The following is a 15,645-nucleotide window of genomic DNA, read 5'->3' as shown; positions in this document are numbered from 1 at the left end:
GACGTCGCGCGAGCGCGCGGCTGCGCGGCGGGATGCAGGCCCTAGCCGGCCGGCGCAGTCGTCGAGCAGCGGCAGGCAGCCAGGGCGGAGGCGGCGCGGTCCAGCGCCTCCTGGGCGTCGAGGCCGTCCTCGGGGGCGACCCGGTCGGCGGCGAGCACGAACGCCATCGGCGCTCCGTCGCGGCCGACCGCGATCCCGGCCAGCGCGTGCACCCCGGTGAGCGTGCCGGTCTTGGCCCGGACCAGGCCGCGTGCCACGGCAGGCGCCTCGGCGAACCGGTAGGTCAGCGACCCCGTGAAGCCGGCGACGGGGAGCCCGGTGACCAGGCTGCGCAGCCGCTCGCCGTCCGGGCCGGCCGCACGCTGGACGAGTCCGAGGAGGGTCGCGGTCGAGACCCGGTTGCGCCGCGAGAGCCCGGAGCCGTCGCGGACCCGGTCGCGAGCGACGTCGATGCCCATCGCCCGGAGCGTCCCGGTCACGCCCGCGGCGCCCGCCTCGAAGGACCCTGTGCCCGACGTGGCGATGCCGACGTGGTGGGCGACGACCTCCGCGCCCTCGTTGTCGCTGACGTCGATGATGCGTTCGGCGACCTGCGAGAGCGGGGCGCTCTCGACGGCGGCGAGCTGCTCGGCCCCGGGAGGGGCCGCGACGCGCCGGGGCGCGCCGACGACCCGGAGTCCCGCGGACCGCAGGCCGTCGGCGAGGACCCGGGCCGCGGCCAGTGACGGGTCGTCCGAGCGGGACTGCCCGTCGGCCTCGCGCCCGCCGTCGACCATGAGCGAGGTGATCGGGCTGACGATGTCGTCGGGGACGTAGTCACGACGCCAGGCCGGGTTGTCGGTCGGGCCGCTGAAGAGGCTGTCGTCGAAGCGGACCTCCACCCGGCCGCGACCGCCGAGGGCGTCGGCCACGGCCAGCGCCAGCGTCGTCACGTCCGCGCGCGGCGGGTACGCCGAGCCCGCCTCCGCGAGGGTCACCGGCTCGCTCGCCAGGAGCGGGTCGCCCCCGCCGACGAGGACGACCTCGCGCGGCGAGGCGCCGCGCACGACCCTCGTGGTGAAGGTGTGGTCGGGGCCCAGGACCTCGAGCGCCGCGCCGAGGGTGAGCAGCTTGGTCGTCGAGGCCGGCAGGTAGCGCCCGTCGCCGGAGGTCCACACCGGTGGTCCCGGCGCCAGCGAGGAGACGGCGCCGACGACGTGGCGGCCGAGGTCGGGGTCCGCGAGCTCGTCGGAGACCGCGGCCGCCACCCGCGCCGGCACGATCGGGGCCGACGCGTCGATCGGGTGCGCGGTGGCGACGGGCGGGGACCACGCGGGCAGCTCGAGGCCCGCCGGCGGGAGCACCTGCTCCGGCTCGGTCACCGGGTCCGCGGCGAGCCACGGCAGGTAGCGCTGTCCCCACTCGAACCGGTGGGCGCCGACCCCCGTGGCCAACAGCGCCAGGACCAGCACCGTCGGCAGCCACACCGTCACGGGGTGGCGTACGTCACGTCGCCGCCGTTCGGGCCTCTTCGCTTCGCGCATCGGGGCCATTGTGCGCGAGACTGCCCCGAGGACAACGCGTCGGGCTGCCGCCCGGTCGCGGCGAGCGGCCCGACGACGTGCCGGAGAGTGGAGGAAGACGTGCTGACGTTCGACGTGGTGGTGGAGATCCCCAAGGGTGAGCGCAACAAGTACGAGGTCGACCACGAGACCGGACGCATCCGGCTGGACCGCATGCTCTTCACCTCGACGGCCTATCCCGCCGACTACGGCTTCATCGAGAACACCCTCGGCCAGGACGGCGACCCGCTCGACGCCCTCGTGATCCTCCAGCAGCCGACCTTCCCCGGGTGCATCATCGAGTGCCGCGCGATCGGCATGTTCCGGATGACCGACGAGGCCGGCGGCGACGACAAGGTGCTCTGCGTCCCGAGCCACGACCCGCGCCTGGAGCACCTGCGCGACATCAACCACGTCTCCAAGTACGACCGCTTGGAGATCCAGCACTTCTTCGAGGTCTACAAGGACCTCGAGCCGGGCAAGTCCGTCGAGGGCGCCGACTGGGTCGGCCGCACGGAGGCCGAGGCGGAGGTCCGAGCCTCGTTCGAGCGGTTCGAGACCGAGGGCCACGGCAACGACCTCGACAACATGGCCGACGACAGCCTCGGCGAGGACGCCTGAGCCCCCAGGCCGGCCCGGTGGGCAGGCTCGTGCTCGCGGCCTGACCCCCACCCCCCCGACCCGGCCCCGGCCCCCCTGGGCGCCGAGGGGTCAGGCCCGTGCCAGGAAGGCGTCCACGGCCCGGGCGACCTCCACGTGGATCTCGACGGTGCGGACCGCGTCCGACGTGCCCATCGAGTGGTCGGCATCGGGCACCTCGAGGACCTCGCAGCCGCCGCGGGCCAGCGCTCGGGCCACGCCGGGGTCCCACAGCTCGTCGGCCAGCCCGCCGACGAGGAGCTGCCGGCCCGGATGGGCGCCGATCGCGTCGGCGACGACCGGCTCGACGAGCAGCGGGGTGAGCCAGACGCCGTCGAGCCCGTGCTCGGCGGCGTACGCCGCGGCGCGGGTGCCGAGCGACTTGGCGACGACGAGCACGCGGTCGGCGCCCTCGGCGGCGTGCGCGGCGGCCACGTGCCGGCGTACCCACGTTCCGGGGTCCTCCTCGCCGCGGGTGGTGGAGTCCCACCACAGCTGCTGGACGATGAACCCGTGCTGCAGCAGCGCGCGGCGCGCGAACTCGAGCAGGGGCGCGCTCGGTGAGTACGCCCGGCCGGGGGCGACGAGCGCCACGCCACGGCTCGCGCCGGGCGGCTCCCAACGGGTCGGCAGGCCGCCGAAGGTCATGGCCGGGCCCGCTTCGTGCCTCGGCAGCAGCTCAGCGCTCCGTGCAGCGGCGACAGGCCGTCGCCGCGGCCGGGGACGCCCATCTCAGCCGTCCGACCCGACCGGCCACGACAGGAGCTCCGGGCTGCGCAGCATCTCCTCCGGCACGCCGAACGCGTCCACGAGGTCGACCGCCAGGGGACGGATCTTGCGGCACAGCGCGTTGACCTCGCGGCTGATGGCCTTCGAGCGCGCGCTGGAGAGGCGGCCGTGCTCCATGAACCAGGCGCGGTCGGCCTCGATGGTGGTGAGGGCGTGGAGGTCGCAGAGGAGGTTGAGCGTGACCTTGAGGTCTCCGTCGGGCAGCTCGGCGACCTTGGCCACGAACGCCTCCAGCACGAGCCGCTCGGTGTGGGCGCGGGCGGCGGCGATGACGTGGTCCTGCACGCGCGAGAAGACCGCACCGGGGTTCATCCCCTGGTCGATGCCGCGCTTGAGCCGCCGGGCGACGCTGCCGATCATGTGCTCCTCGCGGAAGCGCAGCATCGCGAGCTGGTAGTTGGGGTCGAGCAGCCCCGCCTCCTGGTCCCAGGTGTCGCCGCTGGGGAGGAGGTCGCGGACCGACTGGACGAGCTTGTGCACCGCGGTGCGCTCGACGACGGTCTCGACCGCGAGGCCCGCGACGAAGCGGGCCATGCCGAGCTGGTCCATGTCCTCGAACTCGCCCGCGTAGTCGGTCAGCAGCCCCTTGGCGACGAGCTGGAGCAGGACGTGGTTGTCACCCTCGAAGGTGGTGAAGACGTCGGTGTCGGCCTTCAGGGCCGCGAACCGGTTCTCGCTCAGGTAGCCCGCACCGCCGCAGGCCTCGCGGCACTCCTGGATGGTGCGGGTGGCGTGCCACGTCCCCAGCGCCTTGGTGCCGGCGGCGCGGGACTCCAGCACCCGCCGGGCGTGCTCGTCGCTGCCGGGCTCGGTCGGTCCGGGTCCGGAGAACACCTCGTGCAGCTGCCCGGACACCACGTCCTGCGCGAAGTGGAGGGCGTACGTCCGGGCGAGCAGCGGCAGCAGCCGTCGCTGGTGCATGCCGTAGTCGAGGAGCACCTGCTCCTCGTCGGGCGAGGTCGCCTCGAACTGCCGGCGCCGCTCGGCGTAGCGCGTCGCGATCGTCAACGCGACCTTGGCGGCGTTGATGCCGGCGCCGCCGACGCAGACGCGGCCCTGCACGAGCGTGCCGAGCATGGTGAAGAAGCGCTTGTGTGGGTTGTCGATCGGCGAGAGGTAGCGGCCCTGCGGCGTCACCTCGGCGAACTGGTTGAGCAGCGCGGTGCGCGGCACCCGGACCGCGTCGAACCAGATCCGGCCGTTGTCGACGCCGTTGAGGCCCATCTTGGGGCCGCAGTCCTCGATCCGCACGCCGTCGACGACCCGCCCGCCGTCGCGGACCGGGACGACGAAGGCGTGCACCCCGTGGCGCTCGCCGCCGACCTCGAGCTGCGCGAACACCACTGCGAGCTCGGCGTGGGCCGCCGCGTTGCCGATGTAGTCCTTCCGGCTCGCCTCGTCGGGGGTCGTGATGACGAACTCCTGCGTCTCCACGTCGTACGTGGCGACCGTGCCGAGGGCCTGCACGTTGGAGCCGTGGCCGCTCTCCGTCATCGCGAAGCAGCCCATGGTGCGGCCGTTGACGAGGTCGGCGAGGTAGGCGTCGTGGTGCGACCTCGTGCCGAGCTGGAGGATCGCGCCACCGAACAACCCGAACTGGACGCCCACCTTGACCAGCACCGACAGGTCGCCGAAGGCGAGGGTCTCGAAGGCGGCGATGGAGGCCCCGATGTCGCCCCCGCCGCCGTACTCCTCGGGGAACCCCATGCCGGTCTGCCCGGTCCGGGCCATGAGCACCACGACGTCCTTGACCCGCTCGCGGAAGTCGGCGGTGGTCATCTGCTCCTGGTCGAGGAGGACCTGCGCGTGCTCGGCGAGGTTGGCGCGGACGAGGTCGCGCACCTCGCGGTGGCGGCCGTCGAGCAGCGCCCGGAGGGCCGGGACGTCGACGGACGGCTGGCGGTAGCCGCTGTCGTCGGCGTGCACGCCGTCGTCCTCGACCCGCTCGACGGCGGGCGACTCGGGCTGCACGGTGGGGATCTCGTCCGCGATGGGCGGGACCTGGTCGGTGGCCATGCCGACAACGTAGCCGTGGGGGTAGGTTCACCGCGATGAACGTGTCGGATGCCACCTCCTCGGGCGGTCCGCTGGGGACCATGCCCTACAACTTCGCCGTCGTCGGCGTGCAGAAGGGCGGCACGTCGACGCTGGCGGTGACGCTGAACCAGCACCGGCTGGTGTGCCAGGCGCCCGACAAGGAGCGGCACTACTTCGACGACGAGACCGTCGACTGGTCGGCCCCGGACTACGAGCGCGACTACACCGCGCCGCGGCGCGCGGCCGTCCACAGGCTGCTCGGCGACGCGTCGCCCACCTACCTGTACTGGCCGCGCGCGCTGGAGCGGATGCGGGCCTACAAGCCCGACATGCCGCTGATCGCGGTCTTCCGCGACCCGCTGGAGCGCCTGTTCTCCCACTGGGTGATGCTGCGCTCGCGCAACCTCGCGTGGCCGGACTGGCCCGACTTCCTGACCGAGTGGCCGCACACGTCGCTGCCCGACGCGGTGCCCGACGACGTACGCACCATGCGGTGGCGGCACATGACGGGACTCGCACGCGGGTTCTACGGCGAGCAGCTCCAGCGGGGTTTCGAGCTCTTCGACCGGCAGCAGTGGCTGCTGCTCGAGCTGCGCGCGATGCTGGGCGACTTCGAGGGGACCGTGCACCGCACGACCGACTTCCTGGGCCTGCCGCGCTTCGAGCAGGTGCCGCCGCTGCGGAACTGGCACGCCGGCGCTGAGCAGGTGCCGGGCACGGCACCGACCGCCGACGACCTGTCCCGCGTCGCGGAGGTCTACGCCAAGGACCTGGCCCTCTTCGAGGAGCTCTCGGGGATCGACACCTCGGCGTGGCCGACCCGGCTCGTGCTCGACGGGGACCTGGACCCCGGCGAGCTCGCCGACCGGTTCGCGCGCAAGGTGCGGTAGACCGCGCCCTGGTCGTCAGGGCCGGGCGAAGAAGTTCGGCGCGCGCCAGGAGTACATCGACTCCCGCGTCACCGGCCGGCCGGTGCGGGGGGCGTGGATGATCTGGCCGTCGCCGACGTAGAGCGCGACGTGGTAGATCGAGCTCGGGCTGCTGGAGGACCCCCAGAAGACCAGGTCGCCCGGAGCCAGCTGGCCGGCGGTGAGCTTGGTGGACTGGGTGTACTGCGCCACCGAGTAGTGCGGCAGCGACCGGCCGCCCTTCGCCCAGGCGGCCGACGTGAGCCCCGAGCAGTCCCAGGCGTCCGGGCCGGCGGCGCCCCACCTGTAGGGCTTGCCCAGCTGCCAGGTCGCGAAGGCGATCGCGGCGGTCGCGCCGGTCGCCGGGGCCGGCGGGGTGGGGGTGGGCGTGGGCGGCGGGGTGGGCGGCGTTGTCGGGGTCGTGGTGGGCGGCGTTGTCGGGGTCGGGGTGGGCGGCGTTGTCGGGGTCGGGGTGGGCGTGGGGGTGGGCGTCTGGGTGGGGGTGGGCGTGGCGGTCGGGCTCGGAGTCGGCGTGGGCGTGGGCGTCTGGGTCGGCGTGGGCGTCTGGGTCGGCGTGGGAGTCGGCGTGGGAGTCGGGGTGGACGTGGACGCCTGCTGCTCGAGCTCGGCCTGCGCCTGCGCCTCCGCCTCGGCCTGGGCCGCGGCAGCGGCGGCCTCGGCGGCGGCCTGCTCGAGCGCGCGCTGGCGGCGCTCCGCGAGCCGGACGCTGATGCCCTCGAGCTCGGCGAGCTCGGCGATGAGGTCGGCCCTCGTCGTCGCGATCGACTCCGCCCGGACGCCGGCGGCGGCCTCGGCGGCGGCGGCCGCGTCCCGGGCCTCCTCGGCCTCCGCAGCCGCGGCGGCGGCACGCTCGGACGCCTGCTCAGCCGTGCTGGCGGTGACCTCGGCGACGGCCGACGCGGCGATGAGAGAGTCGTACTGGTGGTCGAGCGCGTCGGAGGTGTTGCCCATCGTCACAGTGCGGTCGATGAGCGCCTCGACGCCGTCGGCCTCGACGATGGCCGAGAGGCCCTGCACCTGGCTCCCGTCCTCGTAGGACTGCACGACCGTTGCGGCGTAGAGGTCGCGCTGGCGCTGCACGTCCTCACGTGCTGCGGCCGCAGCGGCCTCGGCCTCCCTGGCGTCGCGGCGAGCCTCGGCAGCGCGCCAGCGAGCCCCGTTCCAGGCCTCGGCGGCCCGCGCGGCGCGGTCCCCGGCGGACTCGAGCTCCAGGCCGGCCCGGATCAGGTCGGCCTGGACGGCGGCGACGTCGCGGCCCTTCTGCTCGACGCTCTCGCGCGCGGCGGAGACGTCGGCCTCGCTGGGGACGGTCTCGTCCGCGAACGCCACCCCGTGGCCACCCCCGGCCCCGAGTCCGGCGACCAGGACGACGGCACCCACCCAGCGCGACGTCGTACGCCGACGGGTCGGTGACGGGTGGTGCGGACGGGTGACGGGCACGGTGGCTCCCCTACGTGAACTCGGGACCGCGCGACTTCCCCATCGCACGGGCAACGCGAGGCACGTTAGTGAACTTTCGTCACACTGTGAACAGTTTTCCCAACTTTCTCACGCATTGACGGCGTGTCGGCTTGCGAACTACACGCTTGTAGTTCTATGAGCCGCCCCGCCGGCGGCGGCTGCGTCATACGAACCGGCGCCTATGCGTACGCCTCCGCATGACGCAACGGCCCCCCGCCGGGCAGCGTCATACCAACCCGCACCCATACGTACGCCTCCGCATGACGCAACGGCCTCCCGCCGGGCAGCGTCATACCAACCCGCACCCATACGTACGCCTCCGCATGACGCAACGGCCCCCCGCCGGGCAGCGTCATACCAACCCGCACCCATACGTACGCCTCCGCATGACGCAACGGCCCCCCGCCGGGCAGCGTCATACCAACCCGCACCCATACGTACGCCTCCGCATGACGCAACGGCCCCCCGCCGGGCAGCGTCATACCAACCCGCACCCATACGTACGCCTCCGCATGACGCAACGGCCCCCCGCCGGGCAGCGTCATACCAACCCGCACCCATGCGTACGTCTCCGCATGACGCAGCGCCGGCCGGAGAGCGCGCACCCTGGCTCCGGGCGGAGCGCCGCGAACGGCCGACTCATCGAGGGTTCTCCGAACTTCCAGTGGTCTGCACGCCCCTAGAAGTTCGCAATCCCCCGCTTAAGCGGGGGATTTGCGCGGGGCCGCGTGCGAGAGCCGGGCGGAGCCGGGAGCCGCGCGGGGGCGCCGACCCGGCGTCACTCGGCGTCGACGGGGACCTGGCGGGTCGTCGAGGTGGGGTGGGACGCCAAGCCCCGCCGGTCGAACTTCTGGCCGCTCGCGAGCCCGCCGAGCCAGAAGGCGAAGAGGGCGATGACGACGCCCGCGAGGTCGTCGGCGATGTAGTGCCAGCCGAAGTAGAGAGTCGCGATCACGGTGATCGCGAAGTTCGCCCAGAAGACCACGCGCAGCACCTTGTTGCGCAGGGTGTACTGCACCATCAGCGCCACGAGCAGGGTGATCGCCACGTGGAGCGAGGCGAAGCCGGCGACCGACTGCACCGCTCCCTCGGCCCCGTCGCGCAGCACGCCCTTGCGCCCGTAGGACAGCGCCTCCATCAGCGCGCTCGAGCCGGTGTCCGGCAGGTCGGTGTAGAGGTAGCTGTACTGGAAGCCCGGGCCCAGGGTCGGCAGGGCGTAGTAGGAGGCGGTGCCCAGGCTCCAGGCCAGGCACTGCGAGGTGGCGAACCAGTAGCCGAAGGTGATGTTGCGCGACCACACCAGCCAGGCGGCCAGGGCGAGCGGGACCAGCGGCAGGAACCACAGGTAGATGGTGGAGAGGATGTGCGCGGAGAAGCCGGTGCCGAAGATCGTGTGCAGGATCGTCGCAGGCTCGTGGCCGAACATCAGCGCCCGGTCGATGAGGTGCAGCTCGCGGTCGTACTTGTCCTCGCCCATGATGAAGGGCAGGAACGACTTGAGGTTCCGGTAGCAGACGTAGGTGATGTAGAAGGACACCAGGCCCAGCACCGTGAGGATGATGCGCTCACGGTCCCAGTGGGTGCGGATCCGCTCCTTGACGATCGCCGGCATGAGCGCCGGCTTCATCCGCGAGAGCCACAGCGTCCGCGGCAGCAGGTCGAGCAGGAAGGCGCCGGCGACCAGGAGGGGCAGGCGCAGCCACGAGGGACCCAGGAAGCCCTCGGGGTCCACGAGCGGTCGGTCGAGCGAGATCGCGGCCGTCACTGCGAGCGCGCCCATGGTGGCGGCGACTCCCACGAGGAGGGCATAGGCCGGTCTGTACACGGACGTCAGTGTAGGGACGGGTCAACCTCCCGCCGTGATCGGCAGGACGGCGAGGCGGGTGACGTCCACGCGCAGGCCGACCGCGTCACCGGGCGAGACCCGGCTGCCCAGCGGCGCGACGGCGTCCACCGGTCCGACGCCGTCGGCGACGACCACCAGCCGGACCTGCTCCGGCGTGACCCGCGCGGACTCGACCCGCGCGCGGAGGCCTCCGGCCGGGTCGACGACCAGCGCCGACCGGCGCAGCGCGACGGCATGTGCCACGGGCAGGGCGGCCTCCGACAGCACCCGCGCCGCGGCGTCGCCGCGCAGCACCCGCGCGTAGCCCAGGAACAGGGCGGTCTCCTCGTCGACGGGCGCGCGCCAGACCTCGTCGATCTCGCCCGACTGCACCACCCGGCCGTGGCGCATCACCGCGAGCCGGTCGGCGAGGGCGAACGCCTCCTCGTGGTCGTGCGTCACCAGCAGCGCGGTCGTGCCCGCCGCGCGCAGGATCGAGCGGAGGTCGCCGGCGAGCCGCTCGCGCAGCGTCGCGTCCAGCGCGGACAGCGGCTCGTCGAGGAGGATCAACCGGGGCTCGACGGCGAGCGCCCGGGCGAGGGCGACGCGCTGCCGCTCGCCGCCGGACAGGGTGCCGGGGAGGCGGTCGCCGTAGCCGGCGAGGCCGACCAGCTCCAGCAGCTCGGCGACGCGGGCGGCGACCCGCGCGGACGGCATACGTCGGAGGCGGAGGGCGTAGGCGACGTTGCGCGCCACGGTGAGGTGCCCGAAGAGCTGGCCGTCCTGGAACATCAGCGCGAAGCCGCGCTTGTGGGTCGGCACGCCCGCCAGGTCCGCGCCGTCCCACGCGACGGCGCCCGCGTCGAGCGGCTCGAGCCCGGCGACGGCGCGCAGGAGCGTGGACTTCCCGCAGCCGGACGGCCCGAGGACCGCGAGCACGTGCCCGGGGTCGAGGTCGAGCGACACGTCGTCGACGGCGGCGGTGCCGCCGTAGCGGACGGTGACGTCGGTGAGCTGCAGCATGGCCTCAGAACGCTCCCACACCGGGCACGCGCAGCCGCTCCACCGCGAGCATGACGAGCGCGGTGACGGTGGCCAGGACGACCGAGGCCGCCAGCGCCATCCCGTAGTTCATCTCGCCGGGATGGCCGATCAGGCGGAAGATCACGACCGGCAGCGTCGGGCTGGTGTCGCGCGCCAGGAAGGACGTCGCACCGAACTCGCCCAGCGACGCGGCGAACGCGAAGCCGCCGGCGGCGAGCATCGGCTTCCACGCCACCGGCAGGTCCACCGTGACGAAGGTCCGCCAGGCCGAGGCGCCGAGGGAGGCGGCGGCCTGTCGCTGCCGGTCGTCCACGCCGCCGAGCACGGGGGTGAGGGTCCGGACGACGAGCGGCAGCGCCACGAGCGCCTGCGCCATCGGCACCAGCAGCGGCGAGTCACGCAGGTCCAGCGGCGGCTCGTCGAGGGTGATGAGGAAGCCGAAGCCCAGTGTCACCGCGCTCACCCCCAGCGGCAGCATGAAGAAGCCGTCGAGGCCCGAGCGCAGCCGCCGCTCGGCCGCCGAGTGCGAGCGCCGGGTGACGAGCACCGACACCGTCACGCCGACGAGCAGGGCCATCCAGGTCGCGTCGACCGCGGTGCGAAGGCTGGTCGCGAGCGCCGTCGTCACGGGCACGAGCAGCGCCTGGTCGTCACCGGCGGTGGTCAACGCCCGGTAGTTGTCCAGGCCCCAGCCGTCGCCGACGGAGAGGGAGCCGAGCACCAGCGTGAGGATCGGCAGCAGCATCGCGGCGAGCACCAGCACGGTCGCGAGGACGACGGGCGCGTCGGAGCGGCGTACGACCCGGGCGGGCGCCACCACGCGCTGCGCGGTGGGGTCGGGCGTCGCCCGCAGGCGCGCCGCGACGGCGAGCAGGACCAGCACGACGACGATCTGCAGGACCGACAGCGCAGCGGCCGCCTGGAGGTCGAAGATCGTCGTGGTGAGGAGGTAGATCTCGGTCTCGACCGTCGCGTAGCGCACCCCGCCGAGGGTGAGCACGATGCCGAAGGCGGTCGCGCAGAACAGGAAGACGATGCTCGCCGCGCCCACGATCGCCGGGCGCAGCGCCGGCAGGGTCACCGTCCGCAGGACCTGCCACGGCGAGGCGCCGAGGGCTGCGGCGGCCTGGCCCGGCCGGGAGTCGAGGGACTCCCACGCCACCCCGACCGTGCGCACCACGACGGCGACGTTGAAGAACACCAGGCCGCAGAGGATGGCGACCGGCGTGCCGTCGAGCCCGAGGAACCCCAGCGGGCCGCCCTCCCCCAGCAGCTGGCGGAATGCCACGCCGACGACGACGGTCGGCAGCACGAACGGCACCAGCAGCGCGGCCCGCACCGCCGACCGGCCCGGCAGCGCGAGCCGGTGAAGGGCGTACGCCGCGGGCAGGCCGAGCACGACCGCGAGCAGCGTCGCGACACCCGACGTCCAGACGGTGAACCACGCAACCCGGTGGACGCGCGGGCGGGACAGGACCTCGAGCACGGCACCCGGCGCGAACCGGCCGTCGACCCAGAAGCCCTCCGCGATCATGCCGGTCACCGGCAGCACGAAGAGCACGCCGAGCACCAGGACGGGCCCGGCGGCCAGCAGCAGGAGTCCGGCGACGCGGCGCCCAGCCCTGCCGTGCCGAGCCCTGCCGTGCCGACCGGGTGGGCGGTGGACGCGCCCGCGCGCCCCGGGGCTCATCGCGACACGACGTCGGTCCACTCGGTCAGCCACTGCTCGCGGTTCGCGGCGATCTCCTCCGGCGAGACCTCGTAGGGATCGGTTGGCTGCGGCGCGAACTCGGCCCAGTCGGCGGGGATCTCGGCGTCGGGCATGACCGGGAAGACGTACATCGACTCCGGGAGCGCGCTCTGCACCTCGTCCGAGAGCATCCAGTCGACGAGGGCCTCCGCGCCTGCCGGGTTGTCGGCGCCCTCGAGGACGCCGGCGTACTCGACCTGGCGGAAGCAGGTGTCGAGCAGCGCAGCGGTGGTGGACCTGCCGCCGCTGACGGTGAACGCCGGGGACGAGTCGTAGGACACCACGATCGGGCGGGTGCCGTTGTCGGCCCCGGCGGTGAAGTCGCCGTAGTAGGCGTCCTCCCAGCCGTCGACGACCTTCACGCCGTTGGCGAGCAGGTCGCTCCAGTAGTCCTGCCAGTCCTCGCCGTAGGCCGCGACCGTGGCGAGGAAGAACGCCATGCCCGGGCTGCTGGTCGAGGCGCCCGGCGTCACCATGAGGTCGGCGTACGCCGGGTCGACGAGGTCGTCGAGCGTCTGCGGCGGCTCGAGGCCCTCCGCCTCGAACCATGCGGTGTCGACGTTGACGCAGACGCTGGCGGAGTCGACCGGCACCAGCCGGTCACTGCCCTCGGGGAGCAGGTACTCCTCCGGCGGCGTCGCGGTGGTCTCCACCTCGGCGAAGGCGCCCTCGCCGAGCGGGCGGGAGGCGAAGGTGTTGTCGATGCCGAACGCCGCGTCGGCGATCGGGTTGTCGGCGGTGAGGCTGAGCTTGGTCGCGAGCGTGCCGGCGTCGCCGGCGGCGCGCACCTCGAGGGTGTAGCCGGTCTCGGCCTCGAACGACCGCACGAGCCGCTTGGGGAGGTGGAAGGACTCGTGGGTCGCCAGGACGACGGTCCCGCCCTCCTGCGACGCGCCCGACGACGTCTCGGAGGACGCCGGCGGCTCGGTGGCCGTCGGGCCGTCGCCACCACCCGTGAGGCTGCAGCCGGTGAGGGCCAGTGCCGCCACCAGCGCGGTGACGGGGCTGGCGAGGGCAGCGCGGACGTGTACGTGCACCATGTGGACTCCCTTGCGCCGGTGCTAACCGGATCAGGTTCGGAGGGTCTGCGGCTGGTCCGCACTCTCAGCACGCCTGCACGTGCTCCCCTGTCGTGTGGTCCCCACCCTAGCGCCGTGCCGCGCAGCACCTACGCTGCGTCCCATGCCGAGCCGCCGACACGACCTGCTCGCGCTGGCCCTTCCGCGGCTGCGCCGGGCGCGCGAGCTCGACAGCGAGCCGGCCGAGCGGGCCCGCGTCGAGGCGTGGCACCGCACCCTCGACCGGGCCCTGCCGACGCGTGCGGTGCCCGGACTGGCGAGGCGCTGGGAGGTCTCGGCGCGCGACGTCGGCTTCCCGTCCTGGGTGCTCACGCCGAGGGGGCGGCCGGCCACGCGCACGCTCTACTACGTCCACGGCGGTGCGTTCATGGCGCCGATCGACGCCTTCCACGTCAGGTACGCCACCCGGCTCGCCGACGCCGTCGGCGCGCGGGTCGTCATGCCCGACTACCCGCTCGCCCCCGAGCACACGTGGAAGGACTCCCACGACGCGCTGGTCGACGACCTCGCCCACTGGGCGGAGCAGCCGGGCGGAGCCGTCCTGGCCGGCGACTCGGCGGGCGGCGGGCTCGCCCTCGCGCTGGCCATCGCGGCACGCGAGCGCGGCCTCGCCGCGGCGACGCACCTGGTGCTGCACGCGCCGTGGGTCGACCTGACCACCTCGACACCCGAGACCCGCGACGCGGCGGCCAGTGACCCGTGGCTGTTCCTCGGCAAGCTCGAGGCGTACGCAGCCTGGTGGGCGGGGACGGCGGACGACCTCGATCGTCCGGAGGTGTCGCCCGCGCTGGCCGACCTCGCCGGCCTGCCGCGCGGCCTGGTGCTCTACGGCACCCGGGACCTGCTGCACCCGGGCTGCCGCCTGCTCGTGCGACGTGCGGCGGAGGCCGGCTGGGACCTGACGGCGGTGGAGGAGCCGGGCCTGATCCACGTCTACGGCCTGCTGCCCCTGGTGCCCGAGGGCGCCCGCGCGTTCCGCCAGGTCGTGGAGTTCGTGCGGTGAGGGTGCTGACCGTCCCGTTCGACGGGCTCGACGCGCGCCTGGCATACGACGTGTGGCGGCTGCGACAGCAGGTGTTCGTCGTGGAGCAGGAGTGTCCCTACCCCGACCTCGACGGCCGGGACCTCGAGGAGCGCACCCGTCACGTGGTGCTGCTCGAGGACGGGTCGGTCGTCGGCACCCTGCGGGTGCTCGACGACGGCGACTGGATGCGGATCGGCCGCGTGGTCGTCGCACCCGCCGCCCGCGGCCGGGGCCTCGCCGCCCGGATGATGGCCGAGGCCGTGGCCCTGTGCGGCGACCGCGAGGTGCGCCTCGACGCCCAGGTCGGGCTGACCCGGTTCTACGAGGACTTCGGCTTCGCGGTCGCGGGTCCCGAGTTCGACGAGGACGGCATCAGGCACGTGCCGATGACCCGGGTGGCTCCGGCACGACCATGAGCACGGGGCCGAGCAGCTCCTCGCGCACCAGCCGCGACTCGACGTCCAGCCCGCCGATGACCGTCGGCGCCATCCACCACCCGCCGTCGCGGTCGAGGCGCCGGCCGCCCAGCACCACGTCGCCGCCCTCCGCACGCGCGAGCGAGACGTAGCGCAGCACCCGGTCGAGCGCGACGGGCGAGCGCAGCGGCCCGCACAGCGTCCGCGGGTCGAGCGGGTCGCCGACCGCCACGGCCTCCATGGCGGCCATCGCGGCGCGCAGCGCGTCGGCGTAGCGGCGGACCGGGACGATGACGCTGGCCGGCAGCCGGCACCCCTGGCCGGCGTTGGCCGCCACGTCCATCGCCGCCTGCGCGACGACGGCCTCGAGGCGGTCGTCGTCGGCCGGCCGTGCCGGAGCGGGGCCGCCCAGGTCGAGGCGCACGCCCTTGCCCGCTCCGCCTGCCGCGCCGCGGACCCGTTCCCCGGCGACCGGCGAGCCGGTGAAGCTCACCTCGTCGACCCGGCGGTCGAGGGTCAGCGCGATCGCGACGTCGACGTCACGGGTCGCGACCACGTTGAGCACGCCCCGCGGCAGGAAGTCCAGCCCCATGCGGCCCACCTCGAGCGCGGCGCTCGCGGCCTCGGGTGCGGGCTTGAGCACGACGGAGCCGCCGGCGCCCAGCACGCGACCGATCTCGGCGAGCGCCACCGACAGCGGCGCGGTCGCCGGCGTGAGGACGACCGTCACGGCCGGCCGGCCGCGCCCGATCACGTTCCGCAGGCCCTCGACCGGCGCGTCGACGTACGTCCGGCGCAGCGCCACCGGGACGCCGGTCTCGACGGCGAGCAGGGCGGCGAGGTCGTCGGCCCGGGCGGCCAGCTCCTGCTGGAAGCGGCGCACGGCGCCGAGTCGCATGGCGGTGTCGGTGCTCCACCCGGTCGCGTGCACCGCCCGCCAGGCCGCCTCCACGGCGGCCTCGGCGTCGGGGAGCCCGGCGTCGGGCACGTCCCACAGCCGCTCGCCCGTGGCGGGGTTGCGCACCGGGAAGGTCCAGCCGTCCGCCGTCGGCCGCTCGGCGCCGTCGATCGGCAGCCCGGCGGTGGGTCCGGCGTGCTGGGTCATGCGGAG

13 protein-coding genes and 1 riboswitch are annotated in these 15,645 nt (G+C 74.1%); of the genes, 4 read left to right on the top strand and 9 right to left on the bottom strand.

The window, feature by feature from the left end:
- Positions 1-41: 41 nt before the first annotated feature.
- Complete coding sequence (gene dacB, locus J3P38_RS10370) at positions 42-1,523, bottom strand: D-alanyl-D-alanine carboxypeptidase/D-alanyl-D-alanine endopeptidase (RefSeq protein WP_210503485.1); 1,482 nt, start codon at positions 1,521-1,523, stop codon at positions 42-44.
- Positions 1,524-1,625: 102 nt separating this feature from the next.
- Here dacB and J3P38_RS10365 point away from each other — a divergent pair, with 102 nt between their 5' ends.
- On the top strand, positions 1,626-2,162 hold the full coding sequence (locus J3P38_RS10365) for an inorganic diphosphatase (protein WP_210440743.1): 537 nt from the start codon (positions 1,626-1,628) through the stop codon (positions 2,160-2,162).
- A 90-nt stretch (positions 2,163-2,252) separates the two neighbouring features.
- Here J3P38_RS10365 and J3P38_RS10360 read toward each other — a convergent pair whose 3' ends face one another.
- Both J3P38_RS10360 and J3P38_RS10355 read right to left on the bottom strand, forming a co-directional pair.
- Entirely contained in the window at positions 2,253-2,828 is a 576-nt protein-coding gene (locus J3P38_RS10360) for a hypothetical protein (RefSeq protein WP_210503484.1), read from the bottom strand.
- 84 nt (positions 2,829-2,912) lie between these two features.
- A complete protein-coding gene (locus J3P38_RS10355) occupies positions 2,913-4,985 on the bottom strand; it encodes an acyl-CoA dehydrogenase family protein (protein WP_210503483.1) in 2,073 nt (690 codons plus the stop codon).
- A gap of 35 nt (positions 4,986-5,020) precedes the next feature.
- Here J3P38_RS10355 and J3P38_RS10350 point away from each other — a divergent pair, with 35 nt between their 5' ends.
- Positions 5,021-5,896: a sulfotransferase domain-containing protein gene (locus J3P38_RS10350; protein ID WP_210503482.1), complete on the top strand. Its 876-nt coding sequence runs from the start codon at positions 5,021-5,023 to the stop codon at positions 5,894-5,896.
- A 15-nt stretch (positions 5,897-5,911) separates the two neighbouring features.
- Here the strand turns inward: J3P38_RS10350 and J3P38_RS10345 are convergent, their stop codons facing one another.
- The 5 genes from J3P38_RS10345 to J3P38_RS10325 all read right to left on the bottom strand — a co-directional run bounded on the left by J3P38_RS10345 (position 5,912) and on the right by J3P38_RS10325 (position 13,055).
- Positions 5,912-7,375, bottom strand: coding sequence for a C40 family peptidase (locus tag J3P38_RS10345; protein ID WP_210503480.1), 1,464 nt, complete (start codon positions 7,373-7,375; stop codon positions 5,912-5,914).
- Positions 7,376-8,174: 799 nt separating this feature from the next.
- Positions 8,175-9,221 (bottom strand): phosphatase PAP2 family protein, encoded by a 1,047-nt coding sequence (locus J3P38_RS10340; protein ID WP_307807840.1) that lies wholly within the window; start codon positions 9,219-9,221, stop codon positions 8,175-8,177.
- 21 nt (positions 9,222-9,242) lie between these two features.
- A complete protein-coding gene (locus J3P38_RS10335) occupies positions 9,243-10,244 on the bottom strand; it encodes an ABC transporter ATP-binding protein (protein ID WP_210439669.1) in 1,002 nt (333 codons plus the stop codon).
- 4 nt (positions 10,245-10,248) lie between these two features.
- On the bottom strand, positions 10,249-11,976 hold the full coding sequence (locus tag J3P38_RS10330; protein WP_307807839.1) for an ABC transporter permease: 1,728 nt from the start codon (positions 11,974-11,976) through the stop codon (positions 10,249-10,251).
- On the bottom strand, positions 11,952-13,055 hold the full coding sequence (locus J3P38_RS10325; RefSeq protein ID WP_210439668.1) for a thiamine ABC transporter substrate-binding protein: 1,104 nt from the start codon (positions 13,053-13,055) through the stop codon (positions 11,952-11,954). Before J3P38_RS10325 ends, J3P38_RS10330 begins: the two co-directional genes overlap by 25 nt.
- A riboswitch (TPP riboswitch) is annotated at positions 13,045-13,154 on the bottom strand. It overlaps the preceding gene by 11 nt.
- Positions 13,155-13,197: 43 nt before the next feature.
- Between J3P38_RS10325 and J3P38_RS10320 the strand changes: the two genes are divergently transcribed.
- Both J3P38_RS10320 and J3P38_RS10315 read left to right on the top strand, forming a co-directional pair.
- The gene (locus tag J3P38_RS10320; RefSeq protein ID WP_210503479.1) at positions 13,198-14,097 is read left to right on the top strand and encodes an alpha/beta hydrolase fold domain-containing protein; all 900 of its coding nucleotides are present in this window, start codon (positions 13,198-13,200) and stop codon (positions 14,095-14,097) included.
- Positions 14,094-14,534, top strand: a complete 441-nt coding sequence (locus J3P38_RS10315; RefSeq protein ID WP_210439666.1) for a GNAT family N-acetyltransferase — start codon at positions 14,094-14,096, stop codon at positions 14,532-14,534. The genes J3P38_RS10320 and J3P38_RS10315 overlap by 4 nt, the downstream gene beginning before the upstream one ends.
- On the opposite strand, the gene J3P38_RS10310 is transcribed toward J3P38_RS10315, so the two are convergent.
- Entirely contained in the window at positions 14,491-15,639 is a 1,149-nt protein-coding gene (locus tag J3P38_RS10310; protein ID WP_210439665.1) for an aldehyde dehydrogenase family protein, read from the bottom strand. The two genes, J3P38_RS10315 and J3P38_RS10310, sit on opposite strands and share 44 nt — an antisense overlap.
- Positions 15,640-15,645: the final 6 nt, after the last annotated feature.

The organism is Nocardioides xinjiangensis, from assembly GCF_017916455.1.
Taxonomy (GTDB): Bacteria; Actinomycetota; Actinomycetes; order Propionibacteriales; family Nocardioidaceae; genus Nocardioides; species Nocardioides xinjiangensis.
The sequence above is the reverse complement of the archived record's forward strand: the minus strand, read 5'-3'. Positions and strand labels throughout refer to the sequence as shown.